The organism is Candidatus Ulvibacter alkanivorans, from assembly GCF_003333325.1.
Classification (GTDB): Bacteria; Bacteroidota; Bacteroidia; order Flavobacteriales; family Flavobacteriaceae; genus Ulvibacter_A; species Ulvibacter_A alkanivorans.
Map to the genome: position 1 here is coordinate 51,365 of NZ_QOLC01000066.1, position 23,314 is coordinate 74,678.

The window sequence follows — 23,314 nt, forward strand, 5'->3', positions numbered from 1 at the left end:
CATTTTGTTAACATTTGGTTAAACACATAGAACCCTAAATGTTAAAATCTTACTTTTGGGTCATGAATAAAAAGCTTTTTGCTTTACTAATCGCCCTAATGTCCCTCTCGTTATTGGGAATTATTTTTGTTCAAGGGTATTGGATCGCAAATTCGTATCAAACAAAGGATGATCAGTTTAAAATTAATGTACGTCAAATTCTTAGTTCGGTAGCAAAGAAAATACAAGTAAGGGAGGCGGAAGATTACTATAATCTTTATAGTGGTTTGATCGATAGCGCGAACATTCCAGACAATGTCACTATGAGCGAATTGATCTATAAAACACAGAACGATCGCACCAAAGAAACCGTCATATTTTCGGATGGGATTCTCGCCGAAGATTACAAACTTTCTTCTAGCTTTTTAGACCTTGAAGAAACCGATAGTATACAGTTTAAAAAGTTAACGAATCGAAAAAGTACGACCACCTTCAAAGAAGGCGTCGACGGCGGTGGCATAACAAAAAGTTATAATGAGTCGTTTAGCCGATTAACCGACTACGAGCGGAGTCATTTCGAACACTTCTTTAAGAATATCTCGGCCAAACAACCGTTACATAAAAGAGTAGAAGCCGAAGAAATTGAAGCGAACATACAAAATGAACTGGAGAATTACGGATTGAAGTCGAAGTTCGAATTCGCGGTGTATAGCAACGGACTGGCGACCAAAGTGCGTTCAAGGAATTTTAATTTGAATCCAGACACGACCTACGATGTCCCCCTTTTTGTGAACGATGAAGCCGATACCAGCTATACGCTGTATGTGAATTTCTTCGAAAAGGAGAAATTAGTATTGAATTCTATTCTCGGAATGGCTATTTTATCGCTGGTATTTACAGGAGTGATCGTCTTGGCCTACGCCAATGCACTCTCCCAAATATTTAAGCAACGACAGATATCACAAATTAAAAGTGATTTCATTAACAATATGACGCATGAGTTTAAAACACCAATTGCGACCATAAACCTAGCTTTAGATGCGCTTAAGAATCCTAAGGTAAAAGACAATAAAGAGTTTTTATCGCGCTACTTAGGCATGATCCGAGACGAGAACAGACGCATGCACGCTCAAGTGGAAAATGTATTGCGAATCTCTAAATTAGAGAAGAACGAGTTGGACCTGCCCAAGGAACGTATTAAACTGCATGAGGTAGTAGAAGATGCGATCACGCACATTAGTTTAATTGTTGAAGATCGTGGCGGGTATGTAAAGACGCATTTCGGTGCCTTGAAATCGTCGGTATTGGGGAATGAGTCCCACTTGACCAATGTAGTAGTGAATTTATTGGATAATGCGATCAAATATTCCGAAGGACCACCGAAGATAGACGTGTTTACAGAGAATGTAAAGAATAGCATTATATTAAAGATCCGTGACCAAGGAATTGGTATGAGTAAAACGGTTCAGAAAAAAATATTTGAAAAATTTTATCGAGAACATACAGGAGACATTCACAATGTGAAAGGACATGGGCTTGGACTAGCCTATGTAAAACGTATTCTCGATGATCACGATGCGCAAGTATACGTGGAAAGCGAAAAAGACAAAGGCAGCACCTTTATTATAAAACTACACTTAATATCTTAAAATTATGGAAACTGAAAACAAAAAAATCCTTTTAGTAGAAGACGATCCCAACTTTGGGACGGTTTTAAAAGACTATCTGGCAATGAACGATTACGATGTAACCCATGCAAAAAACGGTATGGAAGGCTTCGAAAAGTTTAAAAAAGACGACTACGATCTTTGTATCCTAGACGTTATGATGCCGTATAAAGATGGTTTCACCCTCGCCAAAGAGATACGAGAAAAAAATGAAGATGTGCCAATCATCTTCTTAACCGCTAAAGCGATGAAAGAAGATGTATTAAAAGGCTACAAGGTGGGCGCCGATGATTACCTGAACAAACCTTTTGATAGCGAAGTGTTATTAATGAAGATCAAGGCGATCATTCAACGCAAAGCCACCGACTCTATTGCAGATAGCAAACAATTTGAATTTGAGATTGGAAACTTCTTTTTAAACTCGAAGCTTCGTTTCTTGACCTATAAAAAAGAGGACCCGATAAAATTATCTCCAAAAGAGAATGAATTACTTCGCTTGTTGGCCTTACATAAGAACGATCTAATGCCTAGAGAATTGGCACTTACTAAGATCTGGCGCGATGACAACTACTTCACCTCAAGAAGTATGGATGTATATATCGCTAAACTGCGTAAATACCTAAGTAAGGACGACGGTGTTGAGATCATCAACATTCACGGTGAAGGATTTCGATTGGTCGTTAAAGACGAAGTAGACAACTAATTTTTAGGATACATAAAGTGTAGAAAGCGCCCTTTTTTAGGGCGTTTTTTGCTTTTTTAGAACAGCTAGTACATCGCTTACTGCAACCGGGGCCTCAAACCACCTTATGGCGTCGTTCTTGCGAAACCAGGTTCCTTGACGTTTGGCAAAGCGGCGGGTATTCTTCTTTATTTCTGAAACTGCAGTTTCCAGAGGATACTCACCATCTAAATAGGCGAATAATTCTTTATAACCAACCGTTTGTAATGCATTCACTTCGCGATGCGGGTATAGTTCTTTTGCTTCGGAAAGCAAACCGGACTGCATCATAAGGTCGACACGCTTGTTGATGCGTTCGTAGACGATAGGGCGATCGGCTTTGATGCCTATGTATTCAGTTCGAAATTTTCGAGCTACCGATTTCTTTTTCAAAAATGAAGAGAATGGTCTTCCTGTTCCTCTAATGATCTCAAGCGCGCGTATTATTCGATGTGGGTTTTGAATGTCAGCTTTTTTGTAATATTCAGGGTCTGCTGCCTTTAATTCGTTTTGAAGCACTTCAATACCATGGTTCGTTAATACATTTTGTAGTTCTTGACGTATTAATGAAGACACTTCCGGAAAATTGTCCAATCCGTTGGTTACAGCATCTACATACAAACCGGAACCACCAACTAATATAACGACTGGGTGTTTTTTAAACAATTCGTCCAGCTTCAGTAGGGCTTCCCGTTCAAAATCACCTACGGTAAACGATTCGAAGATGCTTTTATTTTGAATAAAATGATGAGGTGCAGCAGCTAGTTCTTCCGAAGTAGGAACCGCTGTACCAATAGTCATTTCTTTATAGAATTGCCGCGAATCGGCCGAAATGATCTCAGTATTAAACGCCTTCGCTAATTCGATAGCCAAGTTGGTTTTTCCAATTGCCGTAGGGCCTACAACACAAATTAACAGTGGTTTCAAAATAGAGAATTTAGTTATCCTAATGGGTGTAAAGGAGAACCGCAGCGATGACAAAATTCTGCATCATCACGATGGCGTGATGCCGAACAGTTTCTACAAGATTGTGAATTTACATGTACATAATTGTCATCTTCTACACTGGGCTTTGCCGTTTTCTTTGTGTACTCGGCACTTACAATTCCCGTAGGTACCGCTATGATACCATAACCCATGATCATTATTATAGCAGCCAAAAATTGCCCCAAGGGTGTTACCGGTGCGATATCACCAAAGCCAACCGTTGTCAAGGTTACGATACACCAGTAAACACTTACAGGAATGCTTTTGAAGCCACTCTCTTCTCCTTCTATAAGGTACATTAGTGTTCCTGCGATGATACAGACAATCAATACGGCGAAGAGAAAAACCAAGATCTTTGGTCTACTGTCTTTTAGCGCATTCTTTAATTTATTCGATTCGCCTATGTACCTAGTGATCTTTAAAATTCTAAAAACTCGTAGTAAACGCAAGGCACGAACTGTAAGCAGATAGTTACTTCCAACGAGAATAAACGACAGGTATAATGGAATGGTTGAAAGCAGGTCGATAATACCGTAAAAACTAAAAATGTAATTGGAGGGTTTCTTGACCGTGACGATTCGTGCGATATACTCAAAAGTGAAGAATATGGTAATGACCCATTCGCCGTAATAGAGTAGATCGTACACTTGTTCGGAAAGTCCTCGAACACTTTCTACCATCACAAATAATACGCTCAGTAAAATAAGGATCAGCAGTACAATGTCGAACAGCTTGCCCATGGGCGTATCTGCTTCATAGATGATCTCGTGCAGTTTTCTGCGCCAATAGATATTATGTGGTTTGGTCAACTAATAACTGTTTATGGTTTGATAAAAATAAGCAAGTTTCACTAATTTACCGTATCCTTCGCCAACTTTACAGTCTTTAGCACTTTGCCTTTCCGAAGAAACGATTGTATAATATGTTGTGCATCTCGATTGTTCTGCATCGGATTAATGATCGATCTCAATATTTCAAGATTGTTAATTTGGTGGTTTAGGTTGTAATATCCAAATCCTTTGTACTCGCCATTCTCAATAAGTATGACCGAGCGCTCGTCTACATCTCTTCCTTTGTCGATAAGTAGCATATGCTGGTTTTCATAGCTGTGATCGTTTAAAAAGTCACGAACACGTTCGTTGTACGCATCAAAAGGTTCTTTTAGTATACATGCGCCATGACACTCTTTTATGCTGTAGCTAAAACAACTTCCGTCTACCGAATGCAGCCCGGTCAGTTTTTGACAAAGGCTGTATTTTTCGGTGATAGCGAACAAGGTAGATTTTGCTTGTTGGAGATTGGTAAATGTTGTGATTGGAGCTGTTTTGCCGGTTGCTTTAACAATTTTCAAATTAATATAACCCTCATCATCAGTAAAGGAAATCAACTTATGTGAATATAGTTTTTTTCGCAATGCGCGGTTATACACCGGATTGTTACTCTTTATTTCGGCACTCTCCTTTAACAGTGCGATCAATTCACTTCCTGTAGTCTCATAACTTACGTCTGTAACCTCTAGTTGTATCTTTTTCGACTTGCGGTTATCACTGGTAAAATGTTGAATAAGTCGTTTCTGTATGTTCTTACTTTTACCAATATAAATCACCTCTCCGGCCTTGTTGTGCATATAATATACACCCGTATCGGTAGGAGCGGCATCAATGATCTCCAATAATTTTGGCTCTAGTTGTCGCTTTGGGTCTTTTTTGATCGACTTGGTAATGATCTCTTTCTTACTATCCTTGTTCAGTAACATTTTGAACAACGCTACCGTTGCCTTGGCATCTCCTTGTGCTCTGTGGCGATCGCTTAGTGGGATTCCTAACGAGCGTACTAATTTCCCTAAACTGTAGGAGGGAAGATCGGGAATCAACTTCTTAGCCAATTCTACGGTACAGAGGGTGTCTTTTTCGAACGGATATCCGAGTCGGTCGAATTCGGTGGTTAGGATTCGGTTATCGAATTTAGCATTATGGGCCACAATGATACAACCGTCGGTAATTTCGATGATTCGCTTAGCAACCTCGTAAAATTTTGGAGCATTTCGTAGCATCTCGCTATTAATGCCGGTGAGGTTTACAACGAAGGGTTGGATCTTACGTTCCGGATTGATGAGGCTTGCAAATTGATCGACGACTTTTTGTCCGTCGAAGCGGTAAATTGCAATTTCAGTAATGCCTTCTTCATTGTATTTTCCTCCCGTCGTTTCTATATCTAAAATTGCGTACATCTATCTATTCTAATTCCTGTAAGGTATAAAAAGTTTTATTAATAATTGCGTTCACCAAATATGGCACTACCCACTCGAATCATGGTACTCCCATTGTCTATGGCGATCTTATAATCACCACTCATCCCCATGGAAAGCGTTGTAAAACCGTAGGTTTCTTTAAGTCGGTCATAGCATTTTTTTAGTTTCTGAAACTCTTCGGTTAGTTGCTTGCTATCTTCTGTAAATGTGGCCATACCCATTAATCCTTGAATGCGTATATGCTGAAAGTTTGCTGTGGTTTCTGAAGCCAAGAGCGTTTCGGCATCGGCTTCACTCATGCCGTATTTACTTTCTTCTTCTGCGATCTTGATTTGAAGCAAACATGAAATCACTCGGTCGTTTTTCTTGGCTTGTTTATTTATTTCTTTAAGCAGACGTGGACTATCAACTGCATGAATCAAACTTACAAAAGGCGCCATGTATTTTACTTTATTTCGCTGTACATGCCCGATCATATGCCACTGTATATCGTCGGGAGTCTCCTCCCATTTGGACTCCATCTCTTTCACCTTGTTTTCTCCAAATATGCGATGTCCGGCTTTATACGCTTCCATAATATCGGCTACCGGCTTGGTTTTCGATACCGCTACCAAGTCGACATGTGAAGGAATTTCATTTTGAAGTTTTTTTATATTTTCTGAAATCATAGCGTTTTAATTTTTACCCATGTTGCACAATTTATGCAACCGTGTCTCTTATAACTTACAAAGCCCAATTGTTCTAAAAAAATTGATCGCCTTTAAATTAGTAGGTTGTTTTGTCTTGAAAACTATTAGAACTCATAGATCGTAACACCACTACGTAATTTTGGTTCGATATAAGTGCTTTTTGGAGGCATTTTCAACCCTTCATCTGCGATCTGTTTCATTTCTTCTGTGGTGATTGGCAGCAAACCAAATCCAACTTTAAATTCTCCGGTATCGACGGCTGTTTTTACAAAGGCCAAATCGTTCTTACCATGCGAGTAGGCGATTCGTTTGTCATTCCGAAGATCTTCTATTCCTAACACTGGTTTTAAGATGGTCTTATAGAGTATTTGAGGGTCTAAGGCATCAAGCGCATTTTCTATAGGATACCTCTGTTTCCGAAGGTATAACGAATAGAACGATCCGTCGAGATACATACTAAAATGGTGCTTTTTAGAAGGCTTGTAATATTCTTGCCCCCGTTTTTCGATGCGGAACATTGCATCTAACTGAATCAAGAACTCTTCTTTGCTCAACCCGTTTAGATCTTTCACCAACCTGTTGAACTCATAGATCTTTAAGTCACTTTCCGGAATAAGAAAACTCATAAAATAATGATACGAGTTTTTGGAGTTTGAGTTTGTAGCGTTTAGTTCTTCATCTTTTGCCAAAAGATATGAGGATGCCGACCTATGATGCCCATCGGCAATATACAAGGTATTCATGCCTTTAAAAATGTTCTTGATCTTCTTGACCAATTCGGCATCGCTAACATTCCACAAATAATGCGTATCTCGATAGGTGGTGGTAAATTCGTATTCGGCCCTTGACTCCATTTGCGTCGCAATGATTTGTTCGAGCTCCGCGTGATCGGGATAGGTTAACAATACCGGTTCAGCGTTAAAACCAACAGTCTTTAAATATTCCTTAAAGATGATCTCTCTAAATTCTAACGTCTCTTCGTGTTTCTTGATCACATCTTTTTCATAATCGCTAGCACTTGCCGCTGCAACTACACCGTTAAATTCGAGTCCGTCACGATTTACAATTCTATAGAAATAGAACGAAGGCGTATCGTCTTGCATAAAAATACCATCCTCCTTAAATTCTTGATAGCGATTTCGTACCAAGGTATAACGAGCACGACCCGAAATTTCTTTTTCGTATTTATATCCCGGATTTATAATATGTAAAAAGGAAAACGGATTATCCCTAAGTCTAGCTTCTACTTGAGCAGTGGAGTAGCTGTCGTACGAACGGGACGCGATCAAACTTACCTTGTCGCGTGTAGGTCGTACGGCTTTAAAAGGAATAATCGTTGCCATACCTAATTATGAGAATTGTGCTGCTACCTTTTCTGCTCGACGGCTTTCTCTGTAGTCGTAAAAGCCTTCGCCGCTCTTAACACCCATTTTACCGGCCATTACCATATTTACGAGTAGAGGACACGGCGCGTATTTCGGATTCTTAAATCCGTCGTACATTACATGTAAAATAGATAAGCATACATCTAGACCAATAAAATCGGCAAGTTGTAGCGGCCCCATAGGGTGAGCCATTCCGAGTTTCATAACAGTATCGATCTCCTCAACACCGGCGACGCCATTATACAAGGTCTCGATCGCTTCGTTGATCATAGGCATTAAAATACGATTGGCGACAAATCCTGGATAATCATTTACCTCAACAGGGACTTTATTTAATTTCTTAGACAGCTCGGCAACGGTAGCGTAGGTTTCATCGCTTGTGCTATACCCTTTTATGATCTCTACTAACTTCATTACCGGCACCGGATTCATAAAATGCATGCCTATTACCATTTCCGGACGTGATGTTTGAGCCGCAATTTGTGTGATAGAAATAGAGGACGTATTGCTGGCCAAGATAGTGTCATCCGGACAAAAAGCGTCTAGATCTTTAAAAATCTTAAGTTTTAGATCTACATTCTCGGTGGCCGCTTCAACCACTAGTCCGGCATATTCTACTCCCTCTTCTAGGTTGGTATAGGTAGTGATATTGCTGAGCGTTCGCTGCTTATCTTCTTCACTAATCTTTTCTTTAGCGACCATGCGATCTAGATTCTTCGCTATGGTAGCCATTCCTTTGTCGAGGGAAGCTTGTGAAATATCAATTAATTGAACTTTATAATCATATTGAGCAAAGGTGTGGGCAATTCCGTTTCCCATAGTACCGGCTCCAATTACGGCTATGTTTTTCATTGTATGTTGAATTATAAGTGCTTAAATTTTTTTATGATCTGCATGGCAACTCGCAAGGCTTCTGCTCCTTGTTCTAGGGTCACAATAGGAGTTGATCTGTTGTGGATGGCATCAGCAAACGCGTTTAACTCATCCAAAATAGCGTTGTTGTTATCTATCTCCGGGTTATCGAAATAAATTTGTTTCTTGATCCCTTCGGCGTTGGTAAGTATCATGGCGAAGTCATCGGGATTTTCCGGGGCATCCTTCATCTTTACCACTTCACATTTCTTTTCGAGAAAATCTACCGAAATATAGGCGTCTCTTTGAAAAAATCGTGCTTTACGCATTTTTTTCATCGAAATTCGACTTGCCGTAAGGTTGGCAACACATCCATTTTCGAACTCGATACGGGCGTTAGCAATGTCCGGTGTTTCACTAATTACTGAAACCCCACTCGCATTGATCTTACTAACTTTCGAATCGACCACACTTAAGATAGCATCGATGTCGTGGATCATTAGATCGAGGACTACCGAAACATCGGTGCCGCGCGGATTGAATTCAGCGAGGCGATGTGCCTCAATGAACATTGGGTTGTCTATCTTTTCGTGAACCGCCATAAAGGCCGGGTTAAAGCGTTCGACATGTCCCACTTGTCCCATCATGCCTTTTTCTTTGGCTAAGCGCAGTAGTTCGTTCGCCTCATCTACGGTATGGGTAATCGGCTTTTCGATAAAGAGGTGTTTACCGGCAGCAATTACTTGTTTTGCACATTCAAAATGATAGATGGTAGGTGTGACCACATCTATCATATCGCAGGCTTCGATCAATGCTTCCATCGTCGGAAAGCTCTTGTAACCCAATTCTGCTTCAATCGTTGCAGAAGCTTCTTTGTCTCTATCGTAAAATCCAACCAGTTCATATTGGTTCGATTGGTTCAATAATTTTAAGTGAATTTTTCCGAGGTGACCAGCACCCAGCACGCCTGCTTTTAGCATTGAAATCTGTTTTTCACAAAGGTACGTGTTTCATTAGAATTATCGAAGCGTGGCTACCGATTTAGAAATTGCTGTTTTTTAAAGTTGAGGTTTGTAATTTGGAACATCATTTCCGTTCTTTGTTACCCATGAAAGATACATTTACCCATAAAGGAATGCGCAAGCGGCTGGTAACGACGCTTCAGCAAAAAGGAATCACCAACAAAGCGGTTCTGGCGGCGATCAATGCCATACCACGACATTTTTTTATGGACTCAGGTTTTGTAGATCATGCTTATGTCGATAAGGCATTTCCTATCGCAGCCGATCAAACCATTTCGCAGCCTTATACCGTCGCACGACAGTCTGAGTTATTGGAGATCGAAAAAGGCGATAAGGTGTTAGAAATAGGTACCGGGAGCGGTTACCAAACTGCTGTGCTACTTGAAATGGGCGCCGTAGTCTACACGATTGAGAGACAAAACGAATTGTTTAAAAAGACAAAACTATTCTTATCAAAGCTTGGCTATAGACCAAAACGATTAATTTTTGGCGATGGTTATAAAGGATTAGAGGAAGAAGCACCATTCGACGGCATCATTGTAACAGCGGGTGCGCCATACGTGCCTAAGCCATTACTAGCGCAATTACAAGTAGGAGGGAAATTGGTTATTCCCGTAGGCGAAGATGTACAGATCATGACAGTATTTACGCGTACCGCTGAAACTGAGTTTGAGAAAGAAGAATTTGGCGAATTCCGATTTGTACCGTTGTTAGAAGATAAGAACTAACAACTCACAGTAGTTTTCTATCGTTATTCACTCACGAACGTTAGTCGAGGTCCATCCAATTCGGGCATGTCCTCTAGATACAAGGTGTCATTTTCAAAATAATAATCGAAGGTCATTCCATCGACACTAAGTGTGGTCTCTGTTTGTTCAAGCGTGTAGGTGCCAGTTGCTAAAATTTGTAGGTCGTCTTCTACATTGTTGATCACTTCCAGTTCATTTTCGGCCAGTTTAAAGGTCCAAACATGATCGCCAACGTCATAGTTGCCGGGTTCGCATAGGCAGGTAACATGTATCAAATTCCAAGTTCCATTTAATTCGAGTGTCGTGTCTCCTTGACTATCATCGCTCGTACATGATATTAATAAGGGAACAAAAAGAAGTAAAGTATATACAGTTTTCATGGTAGTTGTTTTCCTTATGACATGAGAAATTAAAAAGGTTGCGTGCTTCTTATTCAATAATATTCAAAAACTTTAGTCCAAATATGAATGCACCTTCACTTGTACCGTGATAGAAATTACGAACGTAATCTAAACGTAGCAGTCGGTATTTTCCAATACCCAAATTGTCTATTCCTATTGATACTTCAGTGTAGGGCTTATTGTCGGCAATGCTTAAGGCATGCGCGCCTAGAATGAGATTAAAATTAAGTTGGTTCAATCCCGGGATCTTTCCGAGGAAAAACCCTTTAAAATCATGCTCTATATGACCTTCAAAATAGCTTTTATTGGTGCTTAGTGCATAATATGGCAACAAGTTAAAAGAATTTGTATAATTAGGTGTGGTGCCAACTCGTGTTTGGTTGCCGTTAAAATGTTGATAGTCCACGAACGAAATAGCATCCCCATTAAAAAAGGTACCGCCTTTTAGCCGGTATCTAAAATCGCCTTTATTGCCAAGCGTAATTCGTTGGTATAAACTTGCTCGTAACTGGCTGTAATTATAGCCGTCTTCGGAAGCTGCTGTCCCATTTTCAAATGTGATCTGCAACGCGGGATAATCGCCACTACCTAAATTGTACTTTCCGTCAGGATAAGTCATGTATTTTTGATCGAAGGTGATGTTGGCTGTGATATTGGATTTGAAAATAGTATGTTCTAGTATAGCTGCGCTGTTTTCTTCGGAAGGGTTTAATGGATTGTTAGACGTGAAGGATACATCATCATTTGGAATGGTCACATAGTCTGTATTATTAAAAAGGGGCTTTCGTTCTTCATAACTAAAATTTGTGAACAGTCGCAGTCCATTAAATACCTCTTGACTATATCCGAAGCCGCCGTAATTCATTTCATATACCTTCATATAATTTCGTTCAAAAAACAGTGTGGCAATCGAATTGATCAACGGTGATATTGGTGCTGCTGCATTAAATTGTTGTACCGTGCTTCCGCCGTACAACGATAAGCGAAGACGGTTGGTTCGATTAAAGTTTTTAACGATACCCCCGGTAAGTCGCAGTCGGTCGTCGGCGATACCATAGGTAGCTCTCGAATATACCTGTAACCATTTTGTCTGATTCTCATCGTACCATTTAAAATACGACAATCCGGCGCTACCATTCCACCCTTGCACCGTATTGAACTGGATCCCGGGGAGTGGACCTTCGTATCGAATACGCCATTGGTCGTAACTATTTTGATAGGTGTAACCGGTAAATGGGTCGAGCAGTTGTAATCGGTTTTGTTTCGCATCGATAGAATCTAAATATACCTTAGATTTTCGAAGTGTTTGGATGCTGTCTTTTTTTATGTAATCATTTAATTCTTCGTCGGTAAGTGGAACCGGACGAGTACCTTTCCAAAACAGGCTGTCTTTTTTATTTGCGGCTTCGGCAAAGGATAGGACTTCATTGGTAAAGGAACCTTTATTAAATTCGGGCGTAAAATCGTAGTTGCTATATACGGCTATAAAGCGGCCGTCGCCTTCCACACCAAAAAATCCAAAACTAAAATCGATCGTTTGCGAGATCTTGATCCAAAAGTTAGTCTGTTCGTCGTATTTAAAATTCTGTTTAAACACCAAGGTATTGATAAATGGAACTTGAATTGCATCTCCGTTAGTAGTTAACTCCACACCGTACAACTGCCAATCATCTTCTACGATATACAAATAGCCTTCCCAGACTCGGTCCTTGGGTCGACGTGGCGTCACTTTGATCTTATTAATAAGCTTGTCTTCTTCGTAAAAAACACCATCTAGATTGTATTGATAATAACTTAAGGCGTTATTGGCGATAGGGGAAACGATCGCGGCATTTAGGTCTAGGGTGTTCTCGTAAAAAGAAAAATTGGCCTCTTGGGCACTGTTAAAACTAAATCCGTTGTCATTGCCACTTACCTTACTGGCGATGATCTTCTCTTTAAAGTCGTTTGGTTTCTTATATGCGATCTCACTAATGGTTTCTGAAAGATAGATAATACCGGTTCGGGTGGAATCCAAAGCACCGTCGAAATCACCTACTTCTTGCCCAAGGATCTTCTCCGGAATATCTTCTACGCGCCACAGACCACGAGAATAGAAATCGGCTGTAAATTCTGAAATACGATCTAAATTTTCGCGTCGGTTGGCGATGGTGTTTCGAATGATGCGATACGCCGGGTCTTCAGAGTTTGAGATGACCACAGCATCTAAACTAACGGTCTCTTCTTCCATGACCACATTGAGAATATAGGGTGATGAAATGGGCGTGATCTCTTTCCGAAGTGTTTTATATCCTAAAAATTGAAAAATAACGGTTTGCGAAGTGTTTTCTGCAACAGACAACGAATAGTTGCCATCATCGTTTGTAGTAGTTCCTGAATACGAATCTTCCAAATAAATATTTACATAAGGCAAAGGCTCACCTTTGGTGTCGGTTACTTTTCCTATTAGTTGCGCTTCACAAAGTGAAAATGACAATAAAAAAAAGCAGAGTAGCGGTATTTTCATAGGTGCAATGTATACTTCAAAAGACGAAGATACAAACCCAAATGTTGCGAAGCCTAAATTTTATTTGAATAAAAACCAATTGGTCAAGTACCAATAGTAGATATAGCAGCTGTTTTTCTAATTGTTGAACGCTTTTTTAATTCGGCTGAGGTTTCGCTTGGTGTCGCGCTCCTTTATCGATTCGCGTTTATCGTATTGTTTTTTACCACGACATAAGGCGATCTTCATTTTCGCGAGTCCGCGATCGTTGGTAAATAATAATAATGGAATGATAGTAAGTCCCGAATTTCGAACTTCCTTTTCTAACTTTTTTAACTCGTTCTTGTTTAAAAGCAGTTTGCGTTCGCTCTTCGGATTATGGCTATAGGCGCTTGCGTGCGAGTATTCCTGTACCGTCATATTGATCACAAACAGCTCGCCGTTGTCGTTGAACTCGCAAAAACTCTCCGCGATAGATGCCTTTCCTTCTCGAATGGCTTTAATTTCGGTTCCTGCCAAGACGATACCTGCGGTATACGTATCTAGGATCTCGTACTCGAACTTCGCTTTGCGATTTTTGATCTTTACGTTTTTCTGAAGCGCCATAGGTTGCAAAATTACTATTAATAATGCAGTCTTTAAAGTATCTTTTGCGTTAAGAGGGCGTTAAATCATTCAGGGCGGGAAATGCGATCCAATCGAACGGGTGAATAGTCTTCTTTTAAGGTGTCGTTTACCATTATGGCTTCGAAATAGCAACGCACTCCGGTGGCCGTGTAGATGTCAGGACCATCTTGTACATGCAAGTGTAAATGTGGTTCTGACGAATTACCAGAGTTTCCGCAATTTCCTAAATACTGTCCTTGTTTCACACGGTCACCTTCTTTTACATTTAGTGTTCCTTTTTCAAAATGAGCATACACGATATACTCGCCTGCATCCGTTTTTAGTGTAACACTATTGCCTAACAGTTGCGCGGGATTCATACTGCCGGGCTTATTATCCTCAACACCGGTAATTACATTTATTGCTGTGGCGTCACAGACAGCATATAAAGGCTTTCCGAAGGCATAATAATCCTCATTACGAGTGCCGCTTCTCTCGTACGAACGGCCGTTCTTGCCAATAATTAAAAAATCGAAGGCAGCGCGTTGCGCCCTATCGATTACATGGTAATTTTGTTGCTTGGTGTCACCGCCCCACACTGTAAACCAGGTTCCTTTAAACGGCAGTATAAAAGCTGTTGTGTTACGTGTTATCTTTCCAGGGGATCCATCATCTTCAAATGGTTTGAATAAGAGTCCGTTAATTTCTTCGGAATCATTCAAGGAGATAAAGATATTGATCTTCCCTCGTTCAAAATGCCCGATGTACTGTTCCCGCGTACCGGTATTCTCTTTAAAATCGATAGCTTTTAGATCGCCATATTGCTTCTGAAAGCGAGTTACAAGCAAGGTCGCCGCCTCCAGATCGACCGCTTTTTGCATTTCTTCGTCAAATTGCTCGAAAATCAATTGAGGATTCTTAGCATTATAATTAGCTTGGAAGGTCTCAAGAGCTTCTGCATACGATTCAGACTGTCCTAAAACGAGATTAGTAGCGAAGAGGAGTATACTAAAAAATAGTGTGCGCATCTAAGTGTTTTATTTTTGAAAGGGTATCACATCATAACGTAAATCCCGTACTTTTGTTACAAATATACCAAATGAGATATGTACTGGCTATTCTATTGTTAATTGCAGGTTGGTCCTGTGAAAAAAGATCGATCACCGCACAAGAAATTGTAGATCGGGCTTTAGAAGTCGCTTGTAGCGGGAATTGTGATAATGCAGCCGTCTCGTTTACCTTTCGAGATAGAACGTATAAGAGTGTTCGAAATAACGGAACCTTTCAGTTTGAACGAATCACAATAGATTCCCTTGGTCGGGTTCGCGATGTTTTAACTAATAATGGCTTTGCACGTTATAGAAATGATTCGCTTCAGAAAATAGCAGATACAACGGCAATAAAGTATGCAAATAGTGTTAATTCGGTACATTATTTCGTTCAATTGCCCTATGGTTTAAACGATGATGCGGTTATTAAAGAGTTGTTAGAAGAGACCGAGATAGCAGGAATTCCCTACTATAAGATTGGAGTTCAATTTAAGCAAGCGGGCGGTGGAACCGACTATCAAGATCACTATGTGTACTGGATACACAAAAATAATTTTACGGTAGATTATTTGGCGTATGATTATGTTACCGATGGCGGCGGACAACGATTTCGAGAGGCTTATAATCCGAGAACTATTGAGGGCATACGGTTTGTAGATTATAAGAATTTCAAACCCACAGTGGAGGGAATTGCTACAGCAGAACTAGATAGTTTGTATGCATTAGACCAGCTAAAATTATTGTCTACCATCGAAACCGAAAATATTGAAGTTACATTATTGGACTAGTCCTTATTTTTTTGGTAACGACTTAAGGAAGGTGTACTGCTCTAGTTCACGATCCATTTGGCAATAATAATGTTCCAGTCCATTGGTGACCATTAAATAGGTCGCGTCCAGCACCAAATTATACCGTGCAATTTGATCGAATGTATTTTGAGTAATAGGAATAGTAGGTGCTTTACACTCTACAATGAGTAGAATACTGCCGTCTCGATTAAATACGACCACATCATAGCGCTTCAGGGTGTTGTGTAGCTTTAATTGCTTTTCAACATTTATATGCGAAGCCGGGTAGTTTAGTTCGGTACGTAAAAACCGAACTACATGTTGACGCACCCATTCTTCGGGTGTCAATGCCACAAATTTTTTTCGGATTTCATCAAAAATCAATGGTTTGTTTTCGTTACTTTTGAAACGAAAATCATACTCCGGGAAGTGAAGTGGTTGCATCCCACAAAGAAACAACTTCTCTTTGTTTTATTGAAACAGTGAGGATATAAACTAATCTCTTAAACCGCTAATTGAAGCACGCTGCATGCCTTTAGAAAAAGCCAAGACCATTATTAACGATATAAAGAACGGTGCTATTAAGCCTATTTATTTTCTAATGGGCGAAGAACCGTATTATATCGATGGAATTGCAAGTTTTATTGAAAACAATGTATTGACGGAAGCCGAACGGGGTTTTAACCAAATGGTACTCTACGGCAGGGATGTAAGCATCGATGATATAGTGAGCAACGCGAAACGATATCCAATGATGGCAGAAAAGCAGGTTGTCATTGTTAAAGAGGCACAAGACCTTTCGCGAACCATCGAAAATTTAGCTTCCTACGCCAACAATCCGCAACCTACAACCGTATTAGTCTTATGCTATAAGTATAAGAAATTGGATGCCCGTAAGGCGCTTTCAAAAGCAATAAAAAAAACAGGCGTTATTTTTGAAAGTAAAAAACTCTATGAGAATCAGGTACCCGATTGGATACGAAGGGTCTTGGCCGGTAAAGGCTATACCATTACACCTAAAGCCTCTCAAATGCTCGTAGAATTTCTTGGAAACGATCTTGGAAAGGTAAACAATGAACTAGAAAAACTGCAGCTAATCATTAAGCCCGGAGAGCAGATAACACCCCAATTAATAGAAGAGAACATTGGTATTAGCAAGGACTTCAATAACTTCGAACTGCAAAATGCAATTGGAGAGCGGGATATAAAAAAGGCCTATGCCATCGTTCAGTATTTTGGCCAAAATGCAAAGAACCATCCCTTGGTGATGACCGTAGCCTTGTTATACAGCTTTTTTTCTAAAGTGATGAAGTATCATGCCCTTCGAGATAAATCGAACGCAGCCAAAGAATTAGGTATAAGCCCTTATTTTCTGAAAGATTATAAAATAGCAGCCCGTAATTATCCAATGAAAAAGGTAAGTGCTATCATTGCCGCAATTAGAGAGACCGATATGAAAAGCAAGGGTGTAGGTGCCGCAAACATGTCGCAAGGCGATCTATTAAAGGAGTTGTTAGTTTCGATCTTTAATTAGTCTTCACCTAATCGCAATTCTATTCTTCGCAATACTTCGTTTGCATTGGTCTTGTACCCGCTGAGCACTCCTTTTAAATTTTTACAAGCAATCGCATCGTAAAAAGCAACACGATTCTTGTAATCTAAAGTGGTCATATATTCAAAGAACCTAGGATCTCTTTGTTGTGAAGTGACCTTGTAGAACCAGGGTTGGGTATCTCTCCAATGTTTTAAATTGTCGAAGGTGTTGTCCTTTACTTGTGCAGTAAACTCTTCTACTAGCGCATTAAAAGCGGTGTAAAACTGCACGATCTCAATGGCTAGGCTATCTTTTTCTTTAGAGGCCTCGTTATAACTTTTTAATTGTGTATACCCCTTGTCGTTTAACGTAAGCGGAAAATAGGTGCCTAGCATATTTCCGCAAGGAATACAAGTTTCGTAGGTGTCGGCAGTATAGGTGTCTTTTAAAATTTCGGCTGCAATTTCTTCCTTATCTTCATAATAGGCGATCGCTTGCGATACCATAAGTGTATCCATTTCTAGATCGTAGGAAACATTTTTCAGAATAGTGTATAGGCGTACTTCTTGTCTGTTTCGTTCGTTATGGTTATTGATTTGTAACGCAATTAGGATTCCAACCACGACTAAAAATTATCTCCCCTATGGCGTAAAGCAGATAGCTGCCAAGGCGTTTTTCGGTAACGGCATTAATTTTAAATCGCTTAAAGAATCCTGCCATTCAATTAGGGTTTTTTTATGTTCTCTTCGGAAACTATTTCCGATCGATAGAATATTTACCGGCACCCGTAAGCGCTATCGCTACAAAAGCAACTAAATACAATAACGCTAATTCCTTACGCTGAATCGGGTCGCTTCCATGCACGATAAAGGCTGCCACAGCCATAGTGATGATCGTAGGAATTGTTGCTAATCTTGTTCTAACCCCGATGATGATTAAAATTGGGCAGATCGCTTCACCAATCACTGCGCCTATCTTAGAAATTACAGGGCCTAGGCCTATGGGATCACCAAATTCGAAATTTCCTTGTATAACTTCTAATAGCTTGGGGATTCCGTGAAAGAGCATTAAAATGCTAACGCCAACACGTAGAATTAATAGTCCGAAATGTACAGTAGATCTCATAAGTAGTTTGGTTTGTTTTAGGCTAAAGTATAAAAAGTATTTGAATATTGAAATTGCCCTCCCCAATAATAAATACAATAGCGAAAACGGTTAAAGCAGTTCCAATTTCGTTGCGCCGGTTTTGTTTTTTAACTGTATTTTTGTCGCATAAAGTAACAACATGACCAAAGTACGCGCCTGGATTTCTGCCGCAAGATTGCGAACCTTACCCTTGTCTATTTCCGGGATAATGACCGCTAGCGCTGCGGCCTTACATGTAAACTCATTTTCCGGACTGGTTTTCGGGCTGGCTATCGCGACTACCTTAGGGTTTCAAATACTGTCCAATTTTGCCAATGATTATGGTGACGGCGTAAAAGGCACCGATAATAAAGATAGAGTAGGACCGGCAAGAGCCCTACAAAGTGGTTTATTAACGGCAAAAGAGTTAAAGCGAGGTATGATCATTACAGGTGCTATCACCTTGTTGTTAGCAAGTATGCTCATTTTCGCAGCCTTCGGAAGAGAGAGATTTATCTTGTCACTTATCTTCTTCAACCTCGGGATTGCAGCCATCATTGCTGCAGTAACTTACACGGTTGGCAAAAGAGCTTATGGGTATAGAGCCTTAGGCGATGTGTTCGTTTTTCTTTTCTTCGGAATGGTAGGCGTAATGGGATGCTACTTTCTCTATACACAAAGTGTCTTGGAGTATATTTTCCTGCCTGCAGTTACTATAGGGTTGTTAAGTGCGGCAGTGCTCAATGTAAACAATATGCGGGATCGATTGGCAGATGCCAAAGTGAACAAAAATACCTTGGCTGTCGTACTAGGCGAAAAAACAGTAAAATTGTATCACAGTCTACTAATTGGTGTTGCTTTTTTAAGTGCGGTACTCTACTTAGGCATTCATTACGAAGCGCTTTGGGACCTTCTACCACTACTAGCATTCATTCCGTTGTTTTTAAATGTGATTACGGTCTTTAAAACGCAATCTCTCGCCTTGTTGGACCCTGAATTAAAAAAAGTGGCACTAAGCACTTTTCTGTTTTCAGTATTGCTGTTTGCAACTCAGTTCATTTAAGCGTATTTTTAGTAAAAATTACTAAATATGAAAATTACATTTTATGGGCAGAATTCCCTGGCAATAACTGTAGGAGGTAAAAATTTGATCATCGATCCATTTATTACCGGAAATAAATTGGCCAAGGACAAGGTCGATATCAACACGCTTAAAGCCGATTATATTCTGCTTACGCACGCACACCAAGATCATATATTAGATGCAGAAGCAATCGCCAAAAATACAGGTGCTGTTATTGTAAGTAACTATGAAATTGCTACGCACTACGAGAACAAAGGTTTTGAAGTACATCCAATGAATCACGGAGGTGGTTGGCAGTTCGGTTTTGGCTATGTCAAGTATGTGAATGCCATCCATACCAGCTCATTTCCAGATGGGAGTTATGGCGGTCAGCCCGGCGGATTTGTCATCGAAGGAGAACATAAGAATATCTATATCGCAGGTGATACGGCACTTACTATGGACATGAAACTGATTCCGCTACAAACAAAATTAGATCTCGCTATTTTGCCAATAGGAGACAACTTTACCATGGGGGTCGATGATGCGATCCTTGCTAGCGATTTTGTGGAATGCGACAAGGTTCTGGGCGTACACTACGACACCTTTGGCTATATTGAAATTGATCATGAAGCGGCGAAGAAAAAATTCTACGATGCAGACAAAGACCTCATGCTGCTGGAAATTGGTGATTCGATAGAACTATAGTAAACTTGAAAGCTACCTACCACAAACACATACTGCAATTTAAGCGGCCCAGCGGTACCTCTAGAGGTGTGTTAAAGACTAAAGAGACTTGGTTTCTAATACTGAAAGCGTCGGGAAAAGTAGGAATTGGCGAATGTGGTTTATTGCGTGGGCTAAGCATTGATGATCGCCCAGATTATGAAGAAACTCTAAAATGGGTCTGTGATCATATAGATAAAGGAGAAACGCAGCTCCTCGATGCGCTCACCGAATTTCCTTCCATTCAATTTGGAATCGAAACGGCATTCCAATCGTTGAGAGCCAACACTCCTTTTGAATTGTTTCCAACTTATTTTACAAATAATAAAGCTCCCATACCCATTAACGGACTCATTTGGATGGGGGATAAGGCATTTATGAGGGCGCAGATCGTCGAAAAAATTGAACAAGGCTTCAGCTGTATCAAAATGAAAATAGGCGCGATCGACTTTCAGACTGAACTAGAATTATTGCGTTATATACGATCTGAATTCGATGCTTCAGCCATAGAACTACGTGTCGATGCCAACGGTGCATTTCAGCCTTCCGAAGCCCTAGAAAAACTAACCCAATTGGCAGCATATAACCTCCATTCTATCGAACAACCGATTCAACAAGGACAATGGGAGGCAATGGCGCAATTGTGCGAAAAAACACCCTTGCCAATTGCATTAGACGAAGAATTGATCGGGGTTTATTCCGAAGAAAAGAAAGAACAACTCTTAACCAGCATTCAACCCCAATATATAATATTAAAACCTAGCTTGATTGGTGGATTTCAAGCCAGTGACACCTGGATTCGACTCGCAGAAGCACGATCGATTGGTTGGTGGATCACTTCTGCTCTGGAAAGTAATGTAGGATTAAACGCTATTTCACAATACACCTACACAAAAAATAGTAAATTGCCACAAGGATTAGGAACAGGTAGTTTATACACCAACAACATTCCATCCCCGTTACACGTAGCTCATGGAAACTTGTATTATAAACAGGAGGGGAATTGGGATTTTAATAAAATTATGTAACAAAAACAGTCTAGTGGGGACTTACAGCCACATTTAAAATTTATTGAACTTATGTACATAGCGCAGGCATTTAGATTTTTAAACGATTGGTGGCGATATTTGGTTGGAGCGGTTATAATCTTCTTAGCAAGTCAGTTTGGGGCCATCCCTTTTATTGGAGCAGTAGCTTATAAACTAATGAGTGAAGGCAAAGATCTTAGCGCTCTGGAAGATCCCAACAAATTAATGACGGTGCTCGACTCTAATCTTACATTGTTCTTAATGTTGTTAAGTTTTGCAATTGGTCTTGCCGTATTGATCTTGATCGTTAAATATTTGCACAATCAATCCATGCGCTCACTTACCACAGCTCGTAAAAAGACGGATTGGGGACGTATTTGGTTTGGTTTTTTATTGATCGTGTGTACCACGGTGGTGTTAACAACTATCGATTACTATACCAACCCTGACAGTTATGTATTGCAATTCGATTTGATCCCCTTTTTAATCTTAGCGGTTATCGCAATTATAATGGTGCCCTTACAAACCAGTTTTGAAGAATACCTATTTAGAGGGTATTTAATGCAAGGGATAGGCGTGATCGCTAAAAATCGCTGGTTGCCGCTAGTGATCACTTCGGTTATTTTTGGCGGGCTACACTTTTTTAATCCCGAAGTAGAAAAACTAGGTAACATCATCATGGTGTATTATATAGGCACCGGATTCTTTTTGGGTGTTATGACCCTTATGGACGAGGGGATGGAACTGGCATTGGGATTCCATGCCGGTAACAATCTTATTACTGCATTGCTGGTAACGGCAGATTGGACGGTTTTTCAGACAAATTCGGTTTTAAAAGATGTGTCTGATCCCAGCGCCGGCTTCGATGTGTTAATACCGGTTCTTATCGTTTATCCTATTTTTCTTGCCATTATGGCGTGGCGTTATAAATGGAGCGATTGGAAGTATAAGCTCTTCGGAAAAGTGGTTCCTCCACCACAAACGCAATCCACAGAAATACCATAAGCACGGTGAAAAGAACCTCACACCATATTCACCCTGCCTTTACGCTAAACGGTTTGCATTTTGAAACAGCCGAAGAACTACATGGCTTTGCAAAACAGTTAAAAGCAGACGGGGATGAACATGAAGTGAGCATGGGGAAGTTTCTAATTCGTTGGTTGGATGATAATGATACTATTCCCGTAAGAACATCGGGCTCTACAGGAAAGCCTAAGAAAATTGCACTGTCCAAATCTTCAATGATCAATAGTGCAATGGCTACCGGTACCTTTTTTAAAGTGGGCGAACACGCTTCCGCTCTTTTATGTCTGCACCCTAAGTTTATTGCCGGTAAAATGATGATCGTACGGGCCATGGTAATGGGTTGGCAATTACATGTGGTGGCACCGGAAAAAGACGCGCTAACACAATACGATAATGATTACGATTTTGCTGCCATGGTACCCTACCAAGTAAACCATTCCATTAAGGACTTGGGGAAGGTGAAGAAGCTCATTATTGGCGGCGGACCCGTTTCTAACGAACTGGAAGCCAAATTGCAGAAAGTAGATACCGAAGCTTTTGCAACCTACGGAATGACCGAAACTTGTACCCATATTGCAGTAAGACGACTAAATGGTCCGGCCCGTTCCAACACGTATTCGGCTATGCCCGACGTTAAGTTTGATGTCGACAAAAGAGGATGTTTAAGAATCGAAGCCCCTAAAATAGTCGATAAGGTGCTTAAGACCAACGACATCGTCGACCTACAATCAAAGACCTCGTTTCGATGGTTAGGCCGTTACGATAACGTGATTAACAGCGGTGGGATTAAGATCTACCCGGAATCGGTAGAACAACAGCTTCAAGCGTATATTTCGTATCCGTTTATCATTGCTTCGGAAAAGGATGAAGCCTTAGGAGAGCGCTTGATCTTGGTCCTTGAAAAAAACAGCGATGAACAACTCCCTAACTATACCGAAGCATTTTCAAAACTTGCTCCGTACGAAAAACCCAAACGAATCTATACTGTCTCAAAATTCGCTTATACCAAGACGGGCAAAGTAAAACGTCGCCACATCATGGAAGTGGTACGTAAATATCGGTAAGAGGTATTCTATTTTTTGAACGCACATGTCTATCGAAGTATCAAAGCTGTGATGCCCAAGTTTTTTGTATATTGAACTCTAAATGATGCTTTTAGCTCCCCAAGCATAAACGATTCT

24 protein-coding genes are annotated in these 23,314 nt (G+C 40.3%); 10 read left to right on the forward strand and 14 right to left on the reverse strand.

What is annotated here, in order from left to right; all coding sequences use genetic code 11:
* Positions 1-62: 62 nt before the first annotated feature.
* Together DWA30_RS05405 and DWA30_RS05410 are read left to right on the forward strand one after the other, a co-directional pair.
* Positions 63-1,628: a sensor histidine kinase gene (locus DWA30_RS05405; RefSeq protein WP_114491561.1), complete on the forward strand. Its 1,566-nt coding sequence runs from the start codon at positions 63-65 to the stop codon at positions 1,626-1,628.
* A 4-nt stretch (positions 1,629-1,632) separates the two neighbouring features.
* Entirely contained in the window at positions 1,633-2,349 is a 717-nt protein-coding gene (locus DWA30_RS05410) for a response regulator transcription factor (RefSeq protein WP_114491518.1), read from the forward strand.
* 36 nt (positions 2,350-2,385) lie between these two features.
* Here DWA30_RS05410 and miaA read toward each other — a convergent pair whose 3' ends face one another.
* The 7 genes from miaA to DWA30_RS05445 form a co-directional block, all read right to left on the reverse strand.
* Entirely contained in the window at positions 2,386-3,294 is a 909-nt protein-coding gene (gene miaA, locus DWA30_RS05415; protein ID WP_114491519.1) for a tRNA (adenosine(37)-N6)-dimethylallyltransferase MiaA, read from the reverse strand.
* 14 nt (positions 3,295-3,308) lie between these two features.
* Positions 3,309-4,094 carry an ion transporter gene (locus DWA30_RS05420; protein ID WP_114491562.1) on the reverse strand — a complete coding sequence of 262 codons (786 nt, stop codon included), beginning with the start codon at positions 4,092-4,094 and terminating at the stop codon, positions 3,309-3,311.
* A gap of 110 nt (positions 4,095-4,204) precedes the next feature.
* Positions 4,205-5,584: an exonuclease domain-containing protein gene (locus tag DWA30_RS05425; protein WP_114491520.1), complete on the reverse strand. Its 1,380-nt coding sequence runs from the start codon at positions 5,582-5,584 to the stop codon at positions 4,205-4,207.
* Between the two features lie 38 nt (positions 5,585-5,622).
* Positions 5,623-6,273: a YggS family pyridoxal phosphate-dependent enzyme gene (locus DWA30_RS05430; RefSeq protein ID WP_114491521.1), complete on the reverse strand. Its 651-nt coding sequence runs from the start codon at positions 6,271-6,273 to the stop codon at positions 5,623-5,625.
* Between the two features lie 125 nt (positions 6,274-6,398).
* On the reverse strand, positions 6,399-7,637 hold the full coding sequence (locus DWA30_RS05435; RefSeq protein ID WP_114491522.1) for a DUF1015 domain-containing protein: 1,239 nt from the start codon (positions 7,635-7,637) through the stop codon (positions 6,399-6,401).
* 6 nt (positions 7,638-7,643) lie between these two features.
* Positions 7,644-8,531 carry a 3-hydroxybutyryl-CoA dehydrogenase gene (locus DWA30_RS05440; RefSeq protein WP_114491523.1) on the reverse strand — a complete coding sequence of 296 codons (888 nt, stop codon included), beginning with the start codon at positions 8,529-8,531 and terminating at the stop codon, positions 7,644-7,646.
* An 11-nt stretch (positions 8,532-8,542) separates the two neighbouring features.
* A complete protein-coding gene (locus DWA30_RS05445; protein ID WP_114491524.1) occupies positions 8,543-9,511 on the reverse strand; it encodes a Gfo/Idh/MocA family protein in 969 nt (322 codons plus the stop codon).
* Positions 9,512-9,639: 128 nt separating this feature from the next.
* Between DWA30_RS05445 and DWA30_RS05450 the strand changes: the two genes are divergently transcribed.
* Complete coding sequence (locus tag DWA30_RS05450) at positions 9,640-10,281, forward strand: protein-L-isoaspartate(D-aspartate) O-methyltransferase (RefSeq protein WP_114491525.1); 642 nt, start codon at positions 9,640-9,642, stop codon at positions 10,279-10,281.
* Between the two features lie 23 nt (positions 10,282-10,304).
* Here the strand turns inward: DWA30_RS05450 and DWA30_RS05455 are convergent, their stop codons facing one another.
* From DWA30_RS05455 to DWA30_RS05470, 4 genes are all read right to left on the reverse strand, one after another.
* Positions 10,305-10,682: a hypothetical protein gene (locus tag DWA30_RS05455; protein ID WP_114491526.1), complete on the reverse strand. Its 378-nt coding sequence runs from the start codon at positions 10,680-10,682 to the stop codon at positions 10,305-10,307.
* Between the two features lie 49 nt (positions 10,683-10,731).
* Positions 10,732-13,209 carry a DUF5686 and carboxypeptidase regulatory-like domain-containing protein gene (locus DWA30_RS05460; protein ID WP_114491527.1) on the reverse strand — a complete coding sequence of 826 codons (2,478 nt, stop codon included), beginning with the start codon at positions 13,207-13,209 and terminating at the stop codon, positions 10,732-10,734.
* Between the two features lie 117 nt (positions 13,210-13,326).
* The gene (gene smpB / locus DWA30_RS05465; protein WP_114491528.1) at positions 13,327-13,794 is read right to left on the reverse strand and encodes an SsrA-binding protein SmpB; all 468 of its coding nucleotides are present in this window, start codon (positions 13,792-13,794) and stop codon (positions 13,327-13,329) included.
* Positions 13,795-13,859: 65 nt separating this feature from the next.
* Entirely contained in the window at positions 13,860-14,822 is a 963-nt protein-coding gene (locus tag DWA30_RS05470; protein WP_114491529.1) for a peptidoglycan DD-metalloendopeptidase family protein, read from the reverse strand.
* Between the two features lie 71 nt (positions 14,823-14,893).
* Here DWA30_RS05470 and DWA30_RS05475 point away from each other — a divergent pair, with 71 nt between their 5' ends.
* Complete coding sequence (locus DWA30_RS05475; protein ID WP_114491530.1) at positions 14,894-15,631, forward strand: DUF6503 family protein; 738 nt, start codon at positions 14,894-14,896, stop codon at positions 15,629-15,631.
* Between the two features lie 3 nt (positions 15,632-15,634).
* Here the strand turns inward: DWA30_RS05475 and DWA30_RS05480 are convergent, their stop codons facing one another.
* Positions 15,635-16,075, reverse strand: coding sequence for a type I restriction enzyme HsdR N-terminal domain-containing protein (locus DWA30_RS05480; RefSeq protein ID WP_114491531.1), 441 nt, complete (start codon positions 16,073-16,075; stop codon positions 15,635-15,637).
* 85 nt (positions 16,076-16,160) lie between these two features.
* On the opposite strand from DWA30_RS05480, the gene holA reads away from it, so the two are divergent.
* Positions 16,161-17,165 (forward strand): DNA polymerase III subunit delta, encoded by a 1,005-nt coding sequence (holA, locus tag DWA30_RS05485; protein WP_114491532.1) that lies wholly within the window; start codon positions 16,161-16,163, stop codon positions 17,163-17,165.
* On the opposite strand, the gene DWA30_RS05490 is transcribed toward holA, so the two are convergent.
* Both DWA30_RS05490 and DWA30_RS05495 read right to left on the reverse strand, forming a co-directional pair.
* The gene (locus tag DWA30_RS05490; protein WP_114491533.1) at positions 17,162-17,788 is read right to left on the reverse strand and encodes a DUF6090 family protein; all 627 of its coding nucleotides are present in this window, start codon (positions 17,786-17,788) and stop codon (positions 17,162-17,164) included. The two genes, holA and DWA30_RS05490, sit on opposite strands and share 4 nt — an antisense overlap.
* Positions 17,789-17,918: 130 nt before the next feature.
* Positions 17,919-18,290 (reverse strand): DoxX family protein, encoded by a 372-nt coding sequence (locus DWA30_RS05495; protein ID WP_114491534.1) that lies wholly within the window; start codon positions 18,288-18,290, stop codon positions 17,919-17,921.
* A gap of 160 nt (positions 18,291-18,450) precedes the next feature.
* Between DWA30_RS05495 and menA the strand changes: the two genes are divergently transcribed.
* Genes menA through DWA30_RS05520 form a run of 5 tightly spaced genes read left to right on the forward strand, consistent with a single transcriptional unit; the run spans position 18,451 to position 23,197 of the window.
* Positions 18,451-19,353, forward strand: coding sequence for a 1,4-dihydroxy-2-naphthoate octaprenyltransferase (menA, locus tag DWA30_RS05500; RefSeq protein WP_114491535.1), 903 nt, complete (start codon positions 18,451-18,453; stop codon positions 19,351-19,353).
* Between the two features lie 27 nt (positions 19,354-19,380).
* Entirely contained in the window at positions 19,381-20,061 is a 681-nt protein-coding gene (locus tag DWA30_RS05505; protein ID WP_114491536.1) for a metal-dependent hydrolase, read from the forward strand.
* A gap of 5 nt (positions 20,062-20,066) precedes the next feature.
* Complete coding sequence (locus DWA30_RS05510; RefSeq protein WP_114491537.1) at positions 20,067-21,107, forward strand: o-succinylbenzoate synthase; 1,041 nt, start codon at positions 20,067-20,069, stop codon at positions 21,105-21,107.
* Positions 21,108-21,158: 51 nt separating this feature from the next.
* Positions 21,159-22,112, forward strand: a complete 954-nt coding sequence (locus DWA30_RS05515; protein ID WP_114491538.1) for a CPBP family intramembrane glutamic endopeptidase — start codon at positions 21,159-21,161, stop codon at positions 22,110-22,112.
* Positions 22,113-22,117: 5 nt separating this feature from the next.
* The gene (locus DWA30_RS05520) at positions 22,118-23,197 is read left to right on the forward strand and encodes an AMP-binding protein (protein WP_114491539.1); all 1,080 of its coding nucleotides are present in this window, start codon (positions 22,118-22,120) and stop codon (positions 23,195-23,197) included.
* Positions 23,198-23,314 lie beyond the last annotated feature (117 nt).

Coding starts and splice junctions, on each gene's coding strand:
- DWA30_RS05405 (WP_114491561.1), top strand. CDS start 63: ATGAATAAAAAGCTTTTTGCTTTACTAATCGCCCTAATGTCCCTCTCG.
- DWA30_RS05410 (WP_114491518.1), top strand. CDS start 1,633: ATGGAAACTGAAAACAAAAAAATCCTTTTAGTAGAAGACGATCCCAAC.
- DWA30_RS05420 (WP_114491562.1), bottom strand. CDS start 4,094: ATGGGCAAGCTGTTCGACATTGTACTGCTGATCCTTATTTTACTGAGC.
- DWA30_RS05425 (WP_114491520.1), bottom strand. CDS start 5,584: ATGTACGCAATTTTAGATATAGAAACGACGGGAGGAAAATACAATGAA.
- DWA30_RS05430 (WP_114491521.1), bottom strand. CDS start 6,273: ATGATTTCAGAAAATATAAAAAAACTTCAAAATGAAATTCCTTCACAT.
- DWA30_RS05435 (WP_114491522.1), bottom strand. CDS start 7,637: ATGGCAACGATTATTCCTTTTAAAGCCGTACGACCTACACGCGACAAG.
- DWA30_RS05440 (WP_114491523.1), bottom strand. CDS start 8,531: ATGAAAAACATAGCCGTAATTGGAGCCGGTACTATGGGAAACGGAATT.
- DWA30_RS05445 (WP_114491524.1), bottom strand. CDS start 9,511: ATGCTAAAAGCAGGCGTGCTGGGTGCTGGTCACCTCGGAAAAATTCAC.
- DWA30_RS05450 (WP_114491525.1), top strand. CDS start 9,640: ATGAAAGATACATTTACCCATAAAGGAATGCGCAAGCGGCTGGTAACG.
- DWA30_RS05455 (WP_114491526.1), bottom strand. CDS start 10,682: ATGAAAACTGTATATACTTTACTTCTTTTTGTTCCCTTATTAATATCA.
- DWA30_RS05460 (WP_114491527.1), bottom strand. CDS start 13,209: ATGAAAATACCGCTACTCTGCTTTTTTTTATTGTCATTTTCACTTTGT.
- smpB (WP_114491528.1), bottom strand. CDS start 13,794: ATGGCGCTTCAGAAAAACGTAAAGATCAAAAATCGCAAAGCGAAGTTC.
- DWA30_RS05470 (WP_114491529.1), bottom strand. CDS start 14,822: ATGCGCACACTATTTTTTAGTATACTCCTCTTCGCTACTAATCTCGTT.
- DWA30_RS05475 (WP_114491530.1), top strand. CDS start 14,894: ATGAGATATGTACTGGCTATTCTATTGTTAATTGCAGGTTGGTCCTGT.
- DWA30_RS05480 (WP_114491531.1), bottom strand. CDS start 16,075: ATGCAACCACTTCACTTCCCGGAGTATGATTTTCGTTTCAAAAGTAAC.
- holA (WP_114491532.1), top strand. CDS start 16,161: ATGCCTTTAGAAAAAGCCAAGACCATTATTAACGATATAAAGAACGGT.
- DWA30_RS05495 (WP_114491534.1), bottom strand. CDS start 18,290: ATGAGATCTACTGTACATTTCGGACTATTAATTCTACGTGTTGGCGTT.
- menA (WP_114491535.1), top strand. CDS start 18,451: ATGACCAAAGTACGCGCCTGGATTTCTGCCGCAAGATTGCGAACCTTA.
- DWA30_RS05505 (WP_114491536.1), top strand. CDS start 19,381: ATGAAAATTACATTTTATGGGCAGAATTCCCTGGCAATAACTGTAGGA.
- DWA30_RS05515 (WP_114491538.1), top strand. CDS start 21,159: ATGTACATAGCGCAGGCATTTAGATTTTTAAACGATTGGTGGCGATAT.